Origin of the sequence: Thioalkalivibrio sp. AKL19, assembly GCF_000420165.1 — a bacterium.
GTDB lineage: Bacteria > Pseudomonadota > Gammaproteobacteria > Ectothiorhodospirales > Ectothiorhodospiraceae > Thioalkalivibrio.
This window is the reverse complement of the sequence record NZ_ATUK01000011.1, coordinates 268,809-287,239: the sequence shown is the minus strand read 5'-3', so window position 1 is coordinate 287,239 and position 18,431 is coordinate 268,809. Positions and strand designations below refer to the sequence as shown.

The 18,431-nt window shown below is 67.6% G+C and carries 20 protein-coding genes; 17 read left to right on the top strand and 3 right to left on the bottom strand.

Annotation, left to right across the window (positions count from 1 at the left end; translation table 11 throughout):
* Positions 1–57: 57 nt before the first annotated feature.
* The 12 genes from F817_RS13745 to F817_RS14700 all read left to right on the top strand — a co-directional run bounded on the left by F817_RS13745 (position 58) and on the right by F817_RS14700 (position 10,244).
* Positions 58–606, top strand: a complete 549-nt coding sequence (locus F817_RS13745; protein WP_042799103.1) for an ATP-dependent zinc protease — start codon at positions 58–60, stop codon at positions 604–606.
* A complete protein-coding gene (locus tag F817_RS0106330) occupies positions 603–2,138 on the top strand; it encodes an inactive transglutaminase family protein (RefSeq protein ID WP_024326857.1) in 1,536 nt (511 codons plus the stop codon). The genes F817_RS13745 and F817_RS0106330 overlap by 4 nt, the downstream gene beginning before the upstream one ends.
* On the top strand, positions 2,138–3,166 hold the full coding sequence (locus F817_RS0106325) for an alpha-L-glutamate ligase-like protein (protein WP_024326856.1): 1,029 nt from the start codon (positions 2,138–2,140) through the stop codon (positions 3,164–3,166). Before F817_RS0106330 ends, F817_RS0106325 begins: the two co-directional genes overlap by 1 nt.
* A 48-nt stretch (positions 3,167–3,214) precedes the next feature.
* Positions 3,215–3,697 carry a Fur family transcriptional regulator gene (locus tag F817_RS0106320; RefSeq protein WP_024326855.1) on the top strand — a complete coding sequence of 161 codons (483 nt, stop codon included), beginning with the start codon at positions 3,215–3,217 and terminating at the stop codon, positions 3,695–3,697.
* 26 nt (positions 3,698–3,723) lie between these two features.
* Positions 3,724–4,236, top strand: coding sequence for a DNA-deoxyinosine glycosylase (locus F817_RS0106315; protein ID WP_042799102.1), 513 nt, complete (start codon positions 3,724–3,726; stop codon positions 4,234–4,236).
* Between the two features lie 148 nt (positions 4,237–4,384).
* Positions 4,385–5,680 (top strand): hypothetical protein, encoded by a 1,296-nt coding sequence (locus F817_RS0106310; protein WP_024326853.1) that lies wholly within the window; start codon positions 4,385–4,387, stop codon positions 5,678–5,680.
* 86 nt (positions 5,681–5,766) lie between these two features.
* Entirely contained in the window at positions 5,767–6,693 is a 927-nt protein-coding gene (locus F817_RS0106305) for a metal ABC transporter substrate-binding protein (protein WP_024326852.1), read from the top strand.
* A 91-nt stretch (positions 6,694–6,784) separates the two neighbouring features.
* Entirely contained in the window at positions 6,785–7,393 is a 609-nt protein-coding gene (locus F817_RS0106300) for an ATP-binding cassette domain-containing protein (RefSeq protein WP_024326851.1), read from the top strand.
* Positions 7,383–8,159 carry a metal ABC transporter permease gene (locus tag F817_RS0106295; RefSeq protein WP_024326850.1) on the top strand — a complete coding sequence of 259 codons (777 nt, stop codon included), beginning with the start codon at positions 7,383–7,385 and terminating at the stop codon, positions 8,157–8,159. Before F817_RS0106300 ends, F817_RS0106295 begins: the two co-directional genes overlap by 11 nt.
* A gap of 93 nt (positions 8,160–8,252) precedes the next feature.
* Positions 8,253–9,221 (top strand): YafY family protein, encoded by a 969-nt coding sequence (locus tag F817_RS0106290; protein WP_024326849.1) that lies wholly within the window; start codon positions 8,253–8,255, stop codon positions 9,219–9,221.
* An 85-nt stretch (positions 9,222–9,306) separates the two neighbouring features.
* Entirely contained in the window at positions 9,307–9,723 is a 417-nt protein-coding gene (locus F817_RS0106285; RefSeq protein WP_024326848.1) for an HIRAN domain-containing protein, read from the top strand.
* 305 nt (positions 9,724–10,028) lie between these two features.
* Positions 10,029–10,244 carry a hypothetical protein gene (locus F817_RS14700; protein ID WP_024326847.1) on the top strand — a complete coding sequence of 72 codons (216 nt, stop codon included), beginning with the start codon at positions 10,029–10,031 and terminating at the stop codon, positions 10,242–10,244.
* Positions 10,245–10,559: 315 nt separating this feature from the next.
* Here the strand turns inward: F817_RS14700 and F817_RS14130 are convergent, their stop codons facing one another.
* From F817_RS14130 to F817_RS0106260, 3 genes are all read right to left on the bottom strand, one after another.
* Positions 10,560–11,054 carry a PIN domain-containing protein gene (locus F817_RS14130; protein WP_231369395.1) on the bottom strand — a complete coding sequence of 165 codons (495 nt, stop codon included), beginning with the start codon at positions 11,052–11,054 and terminating at the stop codon, positions 10,560–10,562.
* A 71-nt stretch (positions 11,055–11,125) separates the two neighbouring features.
* Positions 11,126–11,578 carry a helix-turn-helix domain-containing protein gene (locus F817_RS0106265; protein WP_024326845.1) on the bottom strand — a complete coding sequence of 151 codons (453 nt, stop codon included), beginning with the start codon at positions 11,576–11,578 and terminating at the stop codon, positions 11,126–11,128.
* A 167-nt stretch (positions 11,579–11,745) separates the two neighbouring features.
* Entirely contained in the window at positions 11,746–13,113 is a 1,368-nt protein-coding gene (locus F817_RS0106260) for an NAD-dependent succinate-semialdehyde dehydrogenase (RefSeq protein ID WP_024326844.1), read from the bottom strand.
* 129 nt (positions 13,114–13,242) lie between these two features.
* Here F817_RS0106260 and F817_RS0106255 point away from each other — a divergent pair, with 129 nt between their 5' ends.
* The 5 genes from F817_RS0106255 (at position 13,243) to F817_RS0106235 (ending at position 18,430) form a co-directional block, all read left to right on the top strand.
* Entirely contained in the window at positions 13,243–14,214 is a 972-nt protein-coding gene (locus tag F817_RS0106255; RefSeq protein ID WP_024326843.1) for a complex I NDUFA9 subunit family protein, read from the top strand.
* 25 nt (positions 14,215–14,239) lie between these two features.
* Positions 14,240–15,472 (top strand): multifunctional CCA addition/repair protein, encoded by a 1,233-nt coding sequence (locus F817_RS0106250; protein WP_024326842.1) that lies wholly within the window; start codon positions 14,240–14,242, stop codon positions 15,470–15,472.
* A gap of 203 nt (positions 15,473–15,675) precedes the next feature.
* The gene (locus tag F817_RS0106245; RefSeq protein WP_024326841.1) at positions 15,676–16,332 is read left to right on the top strand and encodes a protein-L-isoaspartate O-methyltransferase; all 657 of its coding nucleotides are present in this window, start codon (positions 15,676–15,678) and stop codon (positions 16,330–16,332) included.
* A 194-nt stretch (positions 16,333–16,526) separates the two neighbouring features.
* Complete coding sequence (locus tag F817_RS0106240; protein WP_024326840.1) at positions 16,527–17,855, top strand: TolC family outer membrane protein; 1,329 nt, start codon at positions 16,527–16,529, stop codon at positions 17,853–17,855.
* Positions 17,855–18,430, top strand: coding sequence for an isochorismatase family protein (locus F817_RS0106235; protein WP_024326839.1), 576 nt, complete (start codon positions 17,855–17,857; stop codon positions 18,428–18,430). Before F817_RS0106240 ends, F817_RS0106235 begins: the two co-directional genes overlap by 1 nt.
* Position 18,431 lies beyond the last annotated feature (1 nt).

The following is an 18,431-nucleotide window of genomic DNA, read 5'->3' as shown; positions in this document are numbered from 1 at the left end:
GGGGCTGGCAAGTGTGATCAGCTAACATTCCGTGTTTTGTAAACTTCAGGAGACTGCGTGACTGCCCCAGCCGCCCGTCGCCCCAGCTTAACCCAATCCCTTCTGCCGACCATGCTGCTTGGATTCGTGTTCCTCGCGCAATCCGCCATGGCGCACGAGTCGAGTCCCTCCATGGCCATTCTGGGCGCGGTGGAGAACGTGAAGATCGTCGAGGAGGACGTTGTGCTGGAGGCACGCATGGATACCGGCGCCACCTCCTCGTCCCTGAATGCGCTGAACAAGGAACGCTTCGAGAAGGACGGCGAGGACTGGATCCGCTTCGAGATCATCGATCCGGACGACGAGGACGCGCGCATCACCCTGGAACGCCCGATCGAACGCATCGTGCGCATCCGCCGCCACAGCGGCGAGTCGCAGGAACGCCCGGTGGTGCGCATGGAATTCTGCATCGGCGACCGGCTGCTGACCGCTGACACCAGCCTGATCGACCGCACGGCCCTCACCTACCAGACCCTGATCGGGCGCAGCCACATGGCCGGACACATCCTGGTGGACTCCGGGGAGGAACATCTGCGCGCCCCGGACTGTCCGGCGGATGACCAGTGAGGCGCTTCCACCTGCCGATCCTCATCGTGCTGCTGAGCGCGATCGGGCTCGGGGTCTTCGCCTACAAGGTCAGCGCGCTGGGGATGCCCCTGCAGCCGGACGCCACCGCCGAAACCTGGCTGGTGGAGGCGCGCGTGCGCTACCAGCCCACCGGCGGCGCGGCCTCGGTGGAACTGCGCATCCCGCACCGCCTGCCCAACTTTTCGATCCTGGACGAGGGCTTCGTCTCGCGCGGCTACGGGCTGAACACCCTCGCCCAGGCGGAAGACCGCCTGGCACACTGGACCACGCGCCAACCGCGGGGCGAACAGGTGCTGTACTACCGCGCCACGCTCTACCGCGACGGCAATGACCGCTCGGAGTCGGACTACCCCGGGCCGGTGGCCGTACCCGACTGGACCGAGCCCTATCGCTCGGCCGCCGACGCCCTGATTGACGACGTTCGGAGCCGTTCGTCCAATATCCAGAGCTTCGCATCGGTGCTGGTCAACGACCTCGCCAACGCCGCGCCGTCGTCGAACGCCGCGGTGTTCATCGAGAGCGACGACGACCGCGCAAGCCGCACCGAGACCCTGATCGAACTCCTCGCCACCGCCCGCATCCCGGCCCGGCAGGTGACCGCCCTGAGACTGATTGACGGGCGCCGGGATATCGAGCCGCAGACCTGGCTGGAGGTCCACAATACCCGGCGCTGGGTGCCCATCGACCCGGAGACGGGCGAAATCGAATATCCGTCCGACGTGGTCGTCTGGGCCCATGGCGACGCCCCGCTGCTGGAGATCACCAACGGCGAGAATGCCGAGGTGCGGTTTGCGGTATCGCGCGGAGTCCAAGACGCCCTCGCGACCATCCAGCGCTTCGGCGACACCCTCGACACCCGCATCCTCGACTTCTCCACCCTGAACCTGCCGCTGGGCACACAGAACACCTACCGGGTACTGCTAATGGTGCCGTTGGGCGCGATGATCATCGTGTTCCTGCGCAACGTGATCGGGATACAGACCTTCGGCACCTTCATGCCAGTGCTGATCGCACTGTCCTTCCGCGAGACCCAGCTGCTGGCCGGGATCATCCTGTTCACGCTGATCGTGTCGCTGGGTCTCGTGGTGCGCTTCTACCTCGAGCACCTCAGACTGCTACTGGTCCCGCGCCTGGCGGCAGTGGTCAGCGTGGTGATCATGCTCATGCTCGGGATCAGCATCCTGTCGCACCAGCTCGGCTTCGAGCGCGCCCTGGCGCTGTCACTGTTCCCGATGGTCATCCTCGCCATGACCATCGAGCGCATGTCGGTGGTCTGGGAGGAACACGGCCCCGCCGATGCCATCACCCAGGGCATTGGCAGCCTGGTGGTCGCGGCCGCCGCTTACGGCCTGATGGCCAACCGCCAGCTGGAGCATCTCCTGTTTGTGTTCCCGGAACTGCTGCTGGTGCTGCTGGCCGTGACCCTGCTGCTGGGGCGCTACACCGGCTACCGCCTGACCGAACTGTTCCGCTTCGGACGTATCCAGGACGCGATGCGGAGGACCGACTGATGCCCGCCTGGCTGCCGCGCTTCGTACGCCCCAAGCTGCTGAAGGAGCAGGGCATCGTGGGTATGAACGCCCGCAATGCCCGTTATATCGCCGCCTGGAACGCCCGGCGCTTCTACCCGCGGGTGGACGACAAGCTGCAGACCAAGCAACTGGCGCTGGACGCCGGCCTGTCCGTACCCGACCTCTACGGGGTCGTGCGCACCCACCGCCAGATCCGCGACGTGCGGCGCCAGCTGCGGGAGTATGAAGACGGCTTCGTGATCAAGCCGGCGCATGGCGCCGCCGGCGACGGCATCCTGGTGATCGAAGGCTGGCGCGGCGACCGCCCGCGGCGCGCCGGCGGCCGCGCCATGGAGCTGAGCGAGCTGGACGACCACATCTCGAACGTCCTCTCCGGCATGTACAGCCTGGGCGGGCGCCCGGATGTCGCGATGATCGAACAGCGAGTCCGTTTTTCCTCGGTCTTCGATGCCGTCGCGCATCGCGGCGTGCCGGACATTCGCACGGTGGTCTATCGCGGCTACCCGGTGATGGCGATGATGCGCCTGCCAACGCAGGACTCCGATGGCAAGGCCAACCTGCACCAGGGCGCGGTCGGCACGGGCATCGACCTCGGTTCCGGCCGCACCATCGGCGGGGTGCGCTACAACAACCCCTGCCGCGAACACCCCGACAGCGAGCAGAGCATCGTCGGGTTGCAGATTCCCGGCTGGGATGAGCTGATGGAACTGGCCGCCGGCTGCTTTGAACTGAGTCAGCTCGGCTACCTGGGGGTGGACGTGGTCATCGACGCCGACCGCGGACCACTGATCCTGGAGCTCAATGCCCGTCCAGGCCTTGCCATCCAGATCGCCAACGGCGAGGGTCTCGACCACCGGATCACCGCTGTGGACGCCCACATGGTGGCACGCGAGACCGAACCGGCGGCCGAACGCGCCCGCTGGTCCGCCGAGATCTTCGCCCGACCGGAGGCGACCCGGCTGACCGAGGCCGAGGTCAAAGCGACCACCGTCACTAGCCCCGCCTGAACAGCAGGGCGTTTCGGGCGCCCGGCACGTTTGGGCTATGCTTGGCGCATGACTGCCGCCGCCGAGACCCAGACGCCGGACATCAAACAGGCCCTCGCCGATGCCGAGCGGGTGTGTGCCCGCCATGGCGCGCGCCTGACCGAGCAACGCCGGCGTATCCTCGAACAGATCCTGCGCACCGACGGCGTGATCAAGGCCTACGACCTGATCCACGCGCTGTCCTCCGATGATCACAGCATCAAGCCGCCGACGGTCTACCGTACCCTGGGCTTCCTGCTGGAGCAGGGCCTGATCCACCGCATCGAGAGCCTGAACGGCTTCGTCGCCTGCTCGCATCCCGGCGAGCGCCACGAGTCGGCGCTGATGATCTGCGACGGCTGCGGCCAGATCACCGAATTCCACACCCCCGAGCCGGCCAGCCAGGCGCTGGAGGACGAGGCCGAGGCCCAGGACTTCGCCATCGAGTCGCGCATGGTGGAGCTGCACGGTCAGTGCGGCGACTGCCGCCGGGGTCAGCAGGACCGCGCCTGACGCCTCCGGCCTACACCGACGTCCGGATGACCGCCGCCGCGCCGACTCTTGAGGCATTCCCGCCCATTCTGCGTGCGGACACTCGCCTGATCGTGCTGGGCAGCTTTCCCGGCGTCGCCTCCCTGGAAGCCCAGGCCTACTACGCCCACCCGCGCAACCAGTTCTGGCCGATTGTCGGGCAGATTCTGGGCGAGCCCTTCCCGGAAATGGATTACCCCGAGCGTATCCAGCGCCTGCTCGACCACGGCGTGGGCCTCTGGGACGTGTACGGTGCCTGCTCACGCGAGGGGAGCCTGGACAGCGCCATCCGCGCCCCGGTCCCCAACGATCTCGCCCGCCTGACCCGCGAGGCCCCGGGCCTGCGCGTGATCGTCCATAACGGCGCCGAGAGCGCGCGGCGCATCCGCGAGACCCGCGCCCTGGGCGTCGAGGCCCTGCGCCTGCCCTCCACAAGTCCCGCCAACGCCCGCCTCAGCCTGACCGAGAAGCTGGAACCCTGGCGCGACGCCTTCGCCCTCGCCGGCCTTCCAGGCGACTGACCGGCACCGCACCGGCGCGCAAGATCAGGGTTGAATCGCGAACTGTTATTGTATAACGTTTATCGGCCGATCGTTACGCTATAACAGCCCATTTCCGTTGATTGGCACTGTCCAGAACAGCAGACTGCCGCGCAACCAGGAGCCCAAAATGCCTCGCACTCCGTACGCCCGCCCGGTCCTCGCCGGCCTGACCGCCCTGACTCTCGCCGCGCCCGGAGCCGCCGCGGCGCAATGGACTGCCGGTGGCGACAACTCGTCCTGGGGCCTGGATGCATCCCTGATTCTCGAAGGCGTCTACTACAACGAACTTTCGCACGGCAACGATTCGCCTGCCGGCTTCGATGACGGCCACGATCATGGCCACGGCCACGGCGATGACCACGGCTTCGACGATGGCTTCAATCTTGGGCACTCCGAAATCAAGCTGGACGCGCAACTGGGCGATCTGTTCGACGGCGTCCTGACCCTTGGCTTCGACGACAGCGATATCGAGGTTGAAGAGGCCTACCTGACCACCCGCGCCCTGCCCGGCGGTTTCCAGATCAAGGCCGGCAAGTTTCTGTCCGACATCGGCTATATCAACAGCCGCCACGGCCACGAGTGGGACTTCGTGAACCGCCCGCTGGTCAACGAGTACCTGTTCGGCGACCACGGCCTGCAGGAAACCGGCGTACAGGCCACCTGGCTCGCCCCTACCGCGACCTACACCCAGTTGGGTGTCGAACTGCTGCAGGGCGAGACCAGCGGGATCGCCAATTACGAGGGCGGCCAGTCGGCTCTCAACGGTCAGGAGCGCATCCTGCGCGACCGCTCCGGGCCGCGCCTGGTCACCGCCTTTGCCAAGTTCGGGCCGGATCTCGGGCCGGACCACGCGGCGCAGTTCGGCGTCTCCGGCGGCTATGCGCGTAGCTACCAGGTGACGGACGAACACTCCACCCGCTTCGAGGACTGGGACGGCAGCGCCTGGTTCGCCGGAGTGGACGCGGTGTACAAGTACAGCTCGGGCCGCGCCTACGGCCATGGTGACTGGCGCCTGCAGGGCGAATACTTCTACCGCGAGATCGACGTCGACCGGCGTGACGTGAACTTCGAAGCCGACGGCAACGGACCGGTGGGCTTCGTGCGTAACGAACAGTCGTTCAAGAACCAGCAGGACGGGATCTACGTCCAGGGTGTCTACGGCTTTGCCCCGCGCTGGGAGGCCGGCCTGCGCGCCGAGGCCCTGGGCCTGAGCAACGACGTCGGCCGCGGCGATGGCGAGACCTTCGGCACCTCCTATCGCCACACCGCCCAGGTGACCTTCCGCCCGGTGGAGCCGGTCTTCCTGCGTGCCCAACTGTCGCAGAACGACTTTGTCGATGACCACGGCGATCGCGACCGCGGCCTGGAGTTCATGCTGCAACTGAACGTGGCCCTCGGCGCCCACGGCGCCCACCGCTTCTAGGCCGCCTCTTGTCCTCGCGAGGCAGGCAGGGGCTGCTCCCGTCCCTGCCTGCCTCCGCCCGTATCCCGATCTGAAAGGAGTCCCGCATGTCCTATCGCAAGACTCGCATCCGTATGACCCGAACGCTCGCCACCCTCGCCTCGGTGGTACTCCTGGGCTTGCTCCTGCTGCCGTCGCAGGCCGCCGCCGGACTGAACATCGTTGCCACCACCTCTACCCTCGGCGCCCTGGCCCGCGAGATCGGCGGTGACGAGGCCGAGGTCCGGGTCCTCGCCCCGCCGGACCGGGACGCGCACGACCTGGACGCCCGCCCGAGCTTCATGGCGGCCCTGCGTCGCGCCGACATGCTGCTCGAGATCGGCGCCGGGCTCGAGGAAGGCTGGCTGCCGGCCGCCCAGCGCGGCGCCCGCAACCGCGCGATCAACTCCGGCCAGCCGGGCCACTTCCGGGCAGCGGACATGATCGAGCTGCGCCGTTCCATCACCATGGACGGCCCGAACATGGGCCACGTCCACGAAGAGGGGAACCCGCACTTCAACGCCGATCCGCTGCGCCTGGCAGACATCGCCCTGGCGCTGGCCGAGCGCATGGGCGACCTGCGCCCGGACCATGCCACCACGTTTACGGAACGCGCCGAGCGCGCCGCCGAACGCCTGCGCGACCACGCCGAGACACTGGCCGAACAGGTCCAGCCGAACCAACGCATCGTGGTCTACCACGAGGACCTCGACTACCTCGAGGAGTGGCTCCCGGTCGAGATCGTGGGCTATCTGGAACCGGCTCCGGGCATCCCGCCCACCGCGCGCCACCTGCGCAGCCTGGTGAGCGACCTGGAAGGCACCGAGGGCACGGTCCTCCATGCGGCCTTCCAGCCAGCGCGCGGCGCGGAGTTCCTGGAACGCAACCTCGGGTGGGCCAGTCATCCGGTGCCGCTGGATCCGCCCGCGGATTCGTCCCTGGAGGGCTACCTGGAACTGATGGCCACCTGGGCTGAAACGCTGCCTCAGCGCTGACCCAGGGCAAAAAGCCTTCATGACGATCGGGCCCGGAAAAAGCCTTCCGGGCCCGATATGATTGACTCCCTCCCAACCCTTGCGAGCTCGCATGACGCCTCAGCCCGCCCTCGCCATCCTGCGCGCACAGGCCGTACACCTCGGCTTTCATCGCCCGGTGCTGGGCCCGCTGTCCCTTGAAGTACCCACGGGGGCCCGATGGGCCCTGACCGGTCCGAACGGCATCGGCAAGTCCCTGCTGCTGAAGGCCGTGACCGGCCAGGCACGGATACACGGAGGCACGCTGGAGCTCGGACCCTCGACCCGCGTCAGCCTGCTGGCGCAGGACCACTCCCGGCGGGATCCCTGGCCCTTGTGCGGACACGACTGGTTCCGGGCGATGGGGGCAGCGGCACCGGGTCAGCCCCGTGTGCAAGCCTTGCTCAATCGCCGGCTCGACCGCCTGAGTGGCGGCCAGTGGCAACTCCTGCGCCTGGCGGCGGCCCTGCACAGTGGCATCCACCAGCGACCGCAGGAACGCCTGATCCTGCTGGATGAACCCGCCAACCACCTCGACGCCGAGGTACGCGGCGACGCGGTGGAACTGATTGCCACCCTCCCGACCGATGCCACCCTGGTGATGACCAGCCACGACGACGACTTCCTGCGGGCCGTCGGGGCCGAGAACCACCCGCTGACGGACTACCTCAATGCTCGGTGACCTACTGTTCCTGCCCTTTGTCGCCGGGCTGCTGATCACGGTCGTGCTGGCCCTGGCCGGGGCCGGCCTATTCCTGCGCGGTTCGGTTTGGCAAGCCCTGGCGCTCGGGCAATGGGCCGCAACTGGCGGCGTCCTGGCTTCTGTTTTTCACTGGCCGGTACTGCCCGTGGCACTGGCACTCGGTGCCGGAGTCATGGCCCTGCTGCAGCGTAGCCCCGACCGCGAGCGCTTGCCTCTTGCAGTCTTTCTTGCGGGACTGGCAGCCGTGACATTGCTGGCCGCCAATTTCGCTCAGGCCAGCCTCGCCGCGGCCGCCTGGGCCGAGGGCCAGCTGTACTTCGCCGGCCCCCGCGAACTATGGGCGGTGGTCGCGCTCGGGTTGGCCAGCCTCGCGCTCGCGCCCGGGCTGTATCGCGTATGGCGGCACGCGCAGCTCGCCCCCGACGTCCCCGCCACACCGGCCCCGCTCGCGTGGCTGCGACTCACCGAGATCGGCTGGCTGGTAGCCGCTGTCGTGCTGGGCAGCATGGTGCTGGGGCTGCCCGCCGCCCTCGCCACCCTGCTGCTGCCCGCCTGGGGCGCGGCCTATCTCGCGCGCAATCTGCGCGGGCTGTTCCTGTGGACCCAAGCCATTGCCCTGACGGGCTTCCTGATCGCCTGGAGCCTCAGCCTGCCGCTGGATCAGCCCTTTGCGCCGGTTCTCGTCCTGGTGAATATCGCGCTCGCGGTGGTGGCACGACTGCTGGCCACCCGCCGAACGCCCTGAGGGCGACACTGAGTGAGTCGCCGCAAGGAAATGCTTGCGGGATACCAGCCCCGTCGGTAGCGTCCCGGACATGCCCACGTCTCCTTCCTACGCGTGAACCGCGCCGAGCGCATCTTTCACCTGCATCGGTTGTTGCAGGGGAGGCGTCCGCCCTCGCTGGCGGATCTGATGGAACGCCTCGAGGTCTCGCGTGCCACCATCAAGCGCGACCTCGAGTACATGCGCGACTTCATGCAGGCGCCCATCGAATACGATGCCCAGGCCAATGGCTACCGCTACGCGCAGGATGCCCCGGCGTTCGAGCTGCCGGGGCTGTGGTTCAACGAATCCGAGCTGCTGGCGCTGCTGACCATGGAGCAGTTGCTGGAGGACGTGCAGCCCGGGCTGCTGGCACCCACGCTGGGGCCGCTGAAGGGCCGCATCCGCGAGCTGCTCGCCAGCGGCGGGCACCAGCCAGACACCGTGCGCCGCCGCATCCGCATCCAGCCACTGGCTCAGCGCGGCAGCCGCGGCGAAAGCTTTCAGGCGGTCGCCTCCGCAACCCTGGACGAACACCCCGTCGAGATCGAGTATCACGGCCGTGCGCGGGACGCCGCGAGCTGTCGTGTCGTGCACCCGCAGCGCCTGCTCTACTACCGCGACAACTGGTACCTGATCGCCTGGTGCGAGCGGGCTCGGGACCTGCGCACCTTCGCCCTGGAACGCATCCGCTCGGTGCAGCCGGCGGAGTCCGCCTACCGCAGCATCGACGAGGCGACCCTGGATGCCCACACCGGAGACGCCTTTGGCATCTTCACCGGTCCCGCACAGGAATGGGCCGTGCTGCGATTCACCCCGGAACACGCCCGCTGGGTCGGCGACGAGACCTGGCACCCGGAGCAGATCGGCGAATACGAGGGCGACGCGTATCGCCTTCGCATCCCCTACTCCGACCCGACCGAGCTGGTCCAGGAGATCCTTCGCCACGGCCCGGGCGTCGAGGTGCTGGCGCCCGCCGCGCTGCGCCGGCGCGTGGCCGACGACCTCACGCGGGCCGCCGGTCAGTACCACTCGCCCGGCTGAGGGCGCCGGATTTCCGGGGTGGCTCATTCTGTGAGCCACCCCCGGTGCTACAACGGACACCCAGGCCACACCGAGGAGTCCGAACATGTCGCACAACCGTCAGGCACGTCCCGTCCCGCCGCTCGCCGGCTACTACGCCAAGCGCGGTACCTACAACCACACCGCCACCACCGAAGAACTGCTGGACCGCATCCCCCTGGCCGGCTTCCGCCACCACGAGGCGCCCAGACTGTGGGACATCCTCAAGCGCGGCCAGGCCCTGACCGTGGAACGCGAACGCACCAACACCCACGACGGCCAGGCCGTCGCCGTGCGCTGGATGGATCATCACCTGGGCTACCTGCCCCGCGACCGCAACGGCCTGGCCGCCCGGCTACTGGACCAGGACCAGCCCCTGATCGCCCGCATCCTGGAAAAGCGCGACCACGCCGACCGCCACCACCGTCTCGAACTCGGCCTCTACCGCCCCAAGCTACCGGCCAGCCGTGCCCAAAGCGAATGATTGCAAGTCGAGACTGCAGTGGCAGTCAAAATTCACTTGCACGCATTTGTGGAGTCCCACCATCACCTTTCTATCGGCATGGAATTGTGCGAGAGACAGTGTTCCCCGCACCCGCGGGGATGAACCGTACTCAAATAAGTGGAAGCGTCTCTTCCAAGCCGATCCTGCTCAGAAAGCGTTATGCCATCTTGAACTTCGCGCTCCGGCCTCATCAAAGCGGGTAGTGGGCGAATCCGTGAAGGGAGAGGCCCCGGAGGTCCGCAGGACCCGGGCTACCCAGGAATAGAAATCTGCGATCAACGCCCATGCTGTACCAGTGGGAGAATGACCATGGACCCGGCTTCGCCTGGCTAGAGGCGGGACTAATCCTGTGTCAGCAGGCGCCGAAGGGGTTCGGCATCGATGGGGGCATCGTTCGGGTCGGCGGGGTCGTCCTTGCCATATACGTGGTCGGCGAGTTGCTGTTTCTGCGCCTGCAGGGCGAGGATCTTTTCTTACACCGTGCTTCGGTGACCAGCTAGTAGACGAACACGGGCTTGTTCTGGTTGATGCGGTGGGCGCGGTCGGAGGCCTGGGTCTCGACGGCGGGGTTCCACCAGGGAGAGTTCGATGCCACACCCATCAACATTGGGTGGATCACCACCTGGGCTACCTGCCCCGCGACCGCAACACCCTGGCCGCCCAGCTACTGGACCACCCCAGCCGTCACCCTCGCTTGGCTCTACAAGCTCCAGCAATTTAAGGACGAAACGACGCCCCGCCGGTTGATCTGTTGCCTAACGATGCGCGCTGGGGCGACCGGACGCCGTGAAGAAACCAGGCGATGCCGACGGGGATTAAATCAAATGCGAGAACTCGCGCAAGCGCTGAGCGGTTACGACCAAACCCTGTTGCTCGAGAGTTTCGATGTAGGCATCGGGACTGACCTCCGGGTTGCGCAGGGCGGTCCGCGCCTCTTTGGCTGCCTGAAGGACAGCTGCTTCGCCCAGATCAAGCTGATGTTCGGCGAAGACGTCGGGATGCATCGCTTCCAGATCGAATGGCGAAAGTCTGCGTTCGGGAAAGTCTTTGAGGTTGAAAGTAATAATGGCTTGGGCACCGGCCCGGATTGCCGCCGCCAGAACATGACGGTCGTCGTAATCGGGCAGATCGAGACCCTCCACAAGCGGTTCATAGCCTTGCACGAGGCAGTCCGGCACCGCCTGGTCCATCAACTGGCGGGTCCGCTGGAGGCTGTGGGAAATTTCCGGACGGCGCGCCGACAGGTTGCGAATCCACTCCTCATGGATATCGTCCGTCCACTTCGCGGAGAAAAGACCGGTACGGGCCAAGCGATCAGGAAGTCACGCAAAGGGGCCGGATACAAGACGCAGGCATCGTAGATGACGATGAAGCGCATGTATCAGTAGCCCATATCCAGCTCCTGCGCTTGCGCGGCCAGGGCATCCATTGCTTCTCGGCTATCGCAGTCCATGCGCGCCTTGTACTTCATCAGGTCCTCGTACCGAATGCGGCGATGTGTACCGGCTTTCCGAAACGGGATTTCACCCTGTTCCAACAGCTTGACCACAAACGGTCGGGACACGTTCAGGATAGTAGCCGCCTCCTGGGTACTCAGTTCTGCGTGCGTCGGGACGATCGTCACCGCATTGCCCTGGGCCATCTGGGCGAGAATGTCACGCAATAGGGAGACCGCCTGCCGCGGCACGATCAGATCGGCTCCATCCAGCCGAATCTGTGCCCGTTCCGCCTCGGGCTTCTCCGCGAGTAGCCGGGCCAACGCGCTCGCGCTTTCGCGCGCCAGCGCGGCCGCTTCGGCGTCGGGCAATGCATTGTGCTGTCCAGGGGCGTTCATGTCGGTTCCTGTGCGTTTACTGACGAATATAGGAGCACTTACACAGCAAACGCAATAAACGAAACAACAAGAGGGGGAACGGCAACCCCGAAATCCGTCATGCAGCCCGGCACGCCGAGGGCGTTACCCGCCCCCACGTTGACGGAACGATGAACAAGGACGCCTGATCAAGCCACCCAGATGGTCTTAGCGTTGACGAATTCGCGGATGCCGAGCTCCGAGAGTTCGCGGCCGTAGCCGGAGTCCTTCACGCCGCCGAAAGGCAGGCGCGGGTCGCTCTTGACGATGCCGTTGACGAAGGCGCAGCCGCATTCCAGGCGCCGGGCCAGGGCCTCGCCGCGAGCCGGATCGGCGGTCCAGACGCTGCCGCCCAGGCCGAAGCGCGAGCCGTTGGCGAGTTCGATGGCGTGGTCCGCGTCGCGCGCCCGGGTGACCGCCGCGACCGGGCCGAAGGTCTCCTCATCGAAGGCCGCCATGCCGGGTTCCACGGCATCCAGCAGCGTGGGCGGATAGAAGTAACCCGCCCCGTCGCGCGGCTCGCCGCCCGACACCAGGCGAGCGCCGGCCGCCACGCTGCGGGTCACCTGGTCGTGCAACTCGCTTCGCAGGTCATCGCGCGCCAGCGGCCCGATGTTCGTTCCCTCGGCCATCGGATCACCGATCACCAGCGCCTCGATGGCCGCCTTGAAGCGCTCGACAAAGTCCTTGGCGATCATCTCCTCGACGATAAAGCGCTTGGCGGCGATGCAGGTCTCGCCGTTGTTCTGGAAGCGCCCGCGTACCGCCTGCTCCACGGTGTGGTCGAGATCGGCATCCGCCAGCACGACGAAGGCATCCGAGCCGCCCAGTTCCAGCACCGAGGACTTCAGGGCCTTGCCGGCGGCGGCGCCCACCGCACGCCCGGCGCCTTCGGAACCCGTCAGGCTGACGCCCTGCACGCGAGCGTCCGTGATGATGCCTTCCACCGCGTCGGAGCCCACCGGCAGATTGCGGAACACCCCCTCGGGGAAACCGGCCGCCGTAAACACCCGTTCCAGATGTTCGGCACATCCGGGGACGTTGGAGGCGTGCTTCAGCAGCACGGTGTTGCCGGCCAGCGTGGCCGGGATCGCCTGGCGAAAGGCCTGCCAGTAGGGAAAGTTCCAGGGCATCACCAGCAGCACGGTCCCCAGTGGCTGCCAGGCGATGAAGGAACGGCTCGCATCCGAGGCGATCATCGTGTCCTGCAGGAAGTCCGGACCATGCTCGGCGTAGTACTCGCAGGCATTCGCGCACTTGTCGACCTCGGCGCGCGCCTCGACCAGCCGCTTGCCCATCTCGCGGGTGGCCGTGGTCGCCAGGGTCTCGCGCTCGTCGCGCAGCACCCCGGCCAGGTCGCGCAGGCGGGCGGCACGCTCCGCCATCGGGCGTGCCGCCCAGTCCGGAGCGGCACTGGCCGCGCGTGCCAGCGCAGCCTCCAGCCCGTCCCGATCCATGCGGGGGTAGCGCGCGAGCGTCTCGCCGGTCGCAGGGTTGATCGCGGTCAGTTCGGTCATGTCGGCGCCTCGGATTGGTGACCCGGAAACAGGCCATGGGAAACACAGGTCAACTATTTGCTAGTTTGAACAATGCCGGTCACCCGAGTATAAGACGTCCCGCACTCGCTTTCGGAAGGACCTTGCCCCATGTCGATCGATTCGATTCGCAATGTCTGCCTGCTCGGCGGCACGGGCTTTGTCGGCCACCACATTATCCGCCGACTGATTGACCGCGGCCTGAAGGTCCGCGTGCTGTCCCGGCGCCCGCATCGCCATCGCGATCTCCTGGTCAACCCCGAGGTGGACCTGGTCGAGGGCAGCGCCCATGACCCCGCCACCCTGGAACGCGTGTTCGCGGGACAGGACGCGGTGATCAACCTGGTCGGCATCCTGAACGAGCGTGGCCACAGTGGCGCCGGCTTCCGTGCCGCCCATACCGAGCTGACCGAAAAGGCCCTGGCCGCCGCCGAGTCGCAGGGCGTGCGCCGCTTCCTGCAGATGAGCGCACTGAAGGCGGACATGGACGACGCCCCCAGCCACTACCTGCGCAGCAAGGGTGCGGCCGAACAGGCCGTATTCGCCAGCGAGGGCCTGGCGGTCACGGTGTTCCGGCCGTCGGTGATCTTCGGACCGGAAGACTCGTTCCTGAACCGCTTCGCCACACTGCTGAAATTCTCCCCCGTGATGCCGCTGGCCCGCGCCCGGGCCCGCTTCGCCCCGGTGTTCGTGGGCGATGTGGCGGAGCACTTCGTCGAGGCCCTGGAAGACCATGACACCGTGGGTCAGGGCTTCGAACTGTGCGGCCCGAAGACCTACACCCTGGGCGACCTGGTGCGGTATGTGGGCCGGGTCTCCGGCCACCGGCGCCCGGTAATCGGCCTGCCCGACTGGGCCGGCAAGTTGCAGGCCAGCGTGCTCGAGTTCGTGCCCGGCAAGCCGTTGTCGCGCGACAACTTCGCCTCGCTGACCATCGACTCGGTCTGCGACGGCGAGCAGCAGCTGCCCTGCCCGACCCGCCTGGAATCCATCGCTCCCAGCTACCTGGGTGGCGGCGGTGCCGGACGCGAGGCCCGCATGCAGGTACTGCGGACCCTCAACCGCGGATCGGGCCGCGGCTGACCCGGATCGCGAACCCGGGGCCGCCATGCAGACCTACCTCGTCGGCGGTGCGGTTCGCGACCGCCTGCTGGGTCGCCCGTTCACGGAGCGCGACTACGTCGTCGTCGGCAGCACGCCGGAGGCGATGGAGGCTGCGGGCTTTCGACCGGTCGGGCGCGACTTCCCCGTCTTCCTGCATCCCGAAACCCACGAGGAATACGCGCTGGCACGCACCGAGCGCAAGACCGCGCGCGGCTATCACGGCTTCCAGTTCAACGCCTCGCCCGAGGTCACCCTGGAGGACGATCTCGAACGCCGTGATCTCACCATCAACGCGATGGCCGAGGATGCCGACGGCACGCTGATCGACCCCTACAACGGCCAGGCCGACCTGGAAGCGCGCCGGCTGCGGCATGTCGCTCCCGCCTTCGCCGAGGACCCGGTACGCCTGCTGCGCGTGGCCCGATTTGCCGCACAGCTTGCGCCGTGGGGTTTCGAAGTCGCACCCGACACGCTGACGCTGATGCGCGAGCTCGTCACCTCCGGCGAGGTCGACGCCCTGGTACCCGAGCGCGTCTGGGCAGAATGCGAGAAGGCCCTGAAGAGCCCGGCCCCGCGGCGCTTTCTGGAGGTGCTGCGCGAGGCCGGGGCGCTCGCCATCCTGTTCCCCGAGATCGAGCGGCTGTTCGGCGTGCCCCAGCCGGAACGCTACCACCCGGAGGTCGACACCGGCGTGCATACCCTGATGGTGCTGGACCAGGCGACCCGGCTTTCCGATGCGCCGGAGGTCCGTTTCGCCGCGCTGGTGCATGACCTCGGCAAGGGCACCACCGACCCGGAGATCCTGCCCAGCCATCACGGGCACGAGGAACGCGGGGTGGATCTGATCCGCGCCCTGACCGAACGCCTGCGCATACCCAACCGCTACCGCGACCTGGCGGTGCGCGTGGCGCGCTACCACGGGCTGGTGCATCGCGTGTTCGAGCTGCGTCCGAAGACCGTGATGAAGCTGGTCGACGGCCTGGACGTCCTGCGCCGCCCGGAGAACGTAGAACCCTTCCTGCTGGCGGTGGAGGCGGACTTCCGCGGTCGCACCGGCTGGGAAGACAAGCCCTATCCGCAGGCCGACGCGGTGCGCCGCGCGGTGGCAGCCGCGCAAGGCGTGCAGCCGCAGGCGCTGATGGCCGAGGGCTACAAGGGCAAGGCACTGGGCGAGGCGTTGCAGCGCGAGCGCATTCGCGCCATTGCCGACGCCCTCCCGGATAACCCCGAACCGTAGGAGCCCAGCCTCTGGGCGATGGGTCCTGTCCAACACCCAATCGCCGGGAGGCTCGGCTCCTGCACGGGGCCGGAGCGCAGGAGCCCCCCTGGGCAATGGGGCCTGTCCAACATCCAATCGCGCAGAGGGCTGAGCTCCTACTTGCCTGTTTCGGCCCGTGAACGTACTCTTTCGCGGCTGTCGAGCGTACTGAGGAAACCGCGATGGATTACGCCAAGGCCCGGATCAACATGGTCGAACAGCAGGTCCGCCCCTGGGACGTGCTGGATACTCGTGTTCTGGACGTGATGGAAACGCTGCCGCGCGAGCGCTTCATGCCCGAGCCCTACCAGGCCCTGGCGTACGCCGATTCCGAGATCCCGCTGGGGCACGGCGAGAACACCCTGCCGCCGGTCGTGGTCGGCCGCCTGCTGCAGGCCGTGTCGCCGCAGCCCACCGAGACCGTGCTGGAGATCGGCACCGGTTCCGGCTACGTCACCGCCTGCCTGGCCCACCTGGCCGCCCAGGTCGACAGCATCGAGCGCATCGACGAGCTGCGTCTGGCCGCGCGCAACCGGCTGACGGACCTGGGCCTCGACAACGCCAACCTGCGTACCGCCACGGTGACCCGCGACTGGACGCCACCGCGCCCGCGCTACGACGCGATCATCCTGACCGGCGCCATGACCGAGTACGAAGATTTCCTCGAGCCGTACCTGACGCTCGGCGGCCGGCTGTTCGTGATCACCGGCGACGGCCCGATCATGGAGGCGCAGCTGATTACCCGCACCACCGAGGATGACTGCCTCCACGAGGGCCTGTTCGAGACCCGCGTGAAGCCGCTGGCCGGCTTCGAGCCGAAACCCGCCTTCGAATTCTGAGCGCTGCCCGGGCAGCCCACTCGCCCGGGGAAACGCCGATCCATGTATGCGCTCGCATGGGCACCGCAAGATCGGGGAATCCGGGGCATCCACCCCGGAGGGGCACGACTGCCCGCTGTTGACGAAAATGGGCGCGCACGGCGTTGCGGCTCTGATAGGATAGGCTTTTCCTAATATCCTCCGGAGTCGCGTCCATGAACCGTCTGCCGTCGCTTCTTGCCGCCGCCGGGCTGGCCCTTGTGATCTCGACGCCCGCCGCTGCCTCCAGCCTGATGGAGGTCTACGAGCGGGCGGCCGCGGAAGACGCCGAACTGCGTACCGCCGAGGCGGAATACCGCAGCGTGCTGGAAAACCGTCCGATCGCGCGCTCCGCCCTGCTGCCGCAGATCTCCGGGCAGGCCGAGGCCGGCGCGTTCTACCGCGACGACCGCAACCAGCCGGGCAGTCTCGACGGCCGCCAGACCAGCTTCGGCGTCAATCTGTCGCAGAGCGTCTACGACCGCCGCAACTACATCGATCTGGCGCAGGTGGATCTCGAGATCGCCCGCGCCGAGGCGGAACTGGACGGCGCCCGCCAGGACCTGATCCTGCGCGTCGCCCAGGCCTACTTCGACGTGCTGATCGCGCAAGAGACCCTCGCCTTCCGCGAGGCCGAGGTGGACGCGATCGAGCGCCAGCTGGAACAGACCGAGCGCCGCTTCGACGTCGGCCTGGTCGCCCGCACCGATGTCACCGAAGCCCAGGCCCAGCGCGACCTTGCAGAGGCCGAACGCATCGCCGCCGAGAACCAGCTGGACCTGACCCGCGAGCAGCTCGCGGTGATCACCAACACCTATTGGGACGAGCTGGACATGCTGCACGACGAGGCCGAGCTGACCCCGCCGGACCCGGCCGACCCGCAGGCCTGGGTCGACATCGCGCTCGCCAACAACCTCGAGCTGGCCGCCCAGCGCCTGAGCACCGAGACCGCCCGCGAACAGATCCAGCGCCAGCGCGCCGAGGGCCTGCCGCGGGTCAACCTGAATGCGTCGGTCCGCGAGAACCGCTACCACGGTCTGGACATCCCGCCAGGCTCCGGGGGCGCGTTCTTCGAAGGCACCGACGCCCAGGTCGGCGTGCAACTGGAGATCCCGTTCTACACCGGCGGTCGCGTCAGCGCCCTGACCCGTCAGGCACGCGAGGACTTCCAGGCCGCTCAGGAAGGCCAGTCCCTGGTCGAGCGCCGCACCACCCAGGACACCCGCAGCGCCTACCTGTCGGTGATGTCGAACAGCTCGCGCGTGCGCGCCCTGGAGCAGGCCCTGGCCTCCACCCAGTCCGCATTCGAGGCGGCCGAGGCCGGCTTCGAGGTCGGTACCCGTACCCAGGTGGACGTCCTGCTGGCCCTGCGCGAGGTCTTCCGCGCCGAGCGCGACTACGCCGAGGCCCGCTACGGCTTCCTCGGCGAATCGCTGCGCCTGCAGCGCGCCGCCGGCCGCCTGAGCGTGGCCGATCTCGAGGCCATCGACGACCTGCTGGAGTAATGGTCGGGCCCGCCGCGCACAATCCGCAGGCCCGCTGCGAACGCGAGCGCTCGCGCCTGGTCCTGATCGACCTGCAGGAACGCCTGCTGGCCGCCATGTCGGAGGCCGACCGCGCCGAAGTCGAGCGCAACACCGCGCGCCTGATCGAGGCCGCGCGCCAGCTGGGCATCCCGATCGAGGTCTCGCGCCAGTATCCGAAGGGACTGGGCGAGGTCTCCGCTCCCCTGCAACAGGCGCTGGAAGGAGCCGGAGCGGTCACGGACAAGACGGCCTTCTCCTGCTGCGCGGAGGACGACCTTCACGCGCGCCTGACCGGGGGAGACCAGATCATCCTGACCGGCGCCGAGACCCACATCTGCGTGACCCAGACGGCACTGGAGCTGCTGGAGGCGGGCGTGACCGTCTTCGTGGTCGAGGACGGCGTCTGCTCGCGCGACGCCGGGCGCAAGCGCAACGGGCTGGAACGGCTGCGGGCGGCCGGGGCCATCATCACCAACCACGAGTCGGTGCTGTTCGAATGGCTGCGCGACGCGGCCGATCCACAGTTCCGCGAACTGAGCCAACTGATCCGCTAAC

What these genes read in the sequence shown, in the direction of transcription:
- F817_RS0106295 (WP_024326850.1), top strand. Translation starts at nt 7,383, where the DNA reads ATGCTCGGTGACCTACTGTTCCTGCCCTTTGTCGCCGGGCTGCTGATC.
- F817_RS0106325 (WP_024326856.1), top strand. Translation starts at nt 2,138, where the DNA reads ATGCCCGCCTGGCTGCCGCGCTTCGTACGCCCCAAGCTGCTGAAGGAG.
- F817_RS0106315 (WP_042799102.1), top strand. Translation starts at nt 3,724, where the DNA reads ATGACCGCCGCCGCGCCGACTCTTGAGGCATTCCCGCCCATTCTGCGT.
- F817_RS0106260 (WP_024326844.1), bottom strand. Translation starts at nt 13,113, where the DNA reads ATGACCGAACTGACCGCGATCAACCCTGCGACCGGCGAGACGCTCGCG.
- F817_RS0106250 (WP_024326842.1), top strand. Translation starts at nt 14,240, where the DNA reads ATGCAGACCTACCTCGTCGGCGGTGCGGTTCGCGACCGCCTGCTGGGT.
- F817_RS14700 (WP_024326847.1), top strand. Translation starts at nt 10,029, where the DNA reads ATGCTGTACCAGTGGGAGAATGACCATGGACCCGGCTTCGCCTGGCTA.
- F817_RS0106305 (WP_024326852.1), top strand. Translation starts at nt 5,767, where the DNA reads ATGTCCTATCGCAAGACTCGCATCCGTATGACCCGAACGCTCGCCACC.
- F817_RS0106235 (WP_024326839.1), top strand. Translation starts at nt 17,855, where the DNA reads ATGGTCGGGCCCGCCGCGCACAATCCGCAGGCCCGCTGCGAACGCGAG.
- F817_RS0106240 (WP_024326840.1), top strand. Translation starts at nt 16,527, where the DNA reads ATGAACCGTCTGCCGTCGCTTCTTGCCGCCGCCGGGCTGGCCCTTGTG.
- F817_RS0106300 (WP_024326851.1), top strand. Translation starts at nt 6,785, where the DNA reads ATGACGCCTCAGCCCGCCCTCGCCATCCTGCGCGCACAGGCCGTACAC.
- F817_RS0106320 (WP_024326855.1), top strand. Translation starts at nt 3,215, where the DNA reads ATGACTGCCGCCGCCGAGACCCAGACGCCGGACATCAAACAGGCCCTC.
- F817_RS0106265 (WP_024326845.1), bottom strand. Translation starts at nt 11,578, where the DNA reads ATGAACGCCCCTGGACAGCACAATGCATTGCCCGACGCCGAAGCGGCC.
- F817_RS0106245 (WP_024326841.1), top strand. Translation starts at nt 15,676, where the DNA reads ATGGATTACGCCAAGGCCCGGATCAACATGGTCGAACAGCAGGTCCGC.
- F817_RS0106285 (WP_024326848.1), top strand. Translation starts at nt 9,307, where the DNA reads ATGTCGCACAACCGTCAGGCACGTCCCGTCCCGCCGCTCGCCGGCTAC.
- F817_RS0106310 (WP_024326853.1), top strand. Translation starts at nt 4,385, where the DNA reads ATGCCTCGCACTCCGTACGCCCGCCCGGTCCTCGCCGGCCTGACCGCC.
- F817_RS0106255 (WP_024326843.1), top strand. Translation starts at nt 13,243, where the DNA reads ATGTCGATCGATTCGATTCGCAATGTCTGCCTGCTCGGCGGCACGGGC.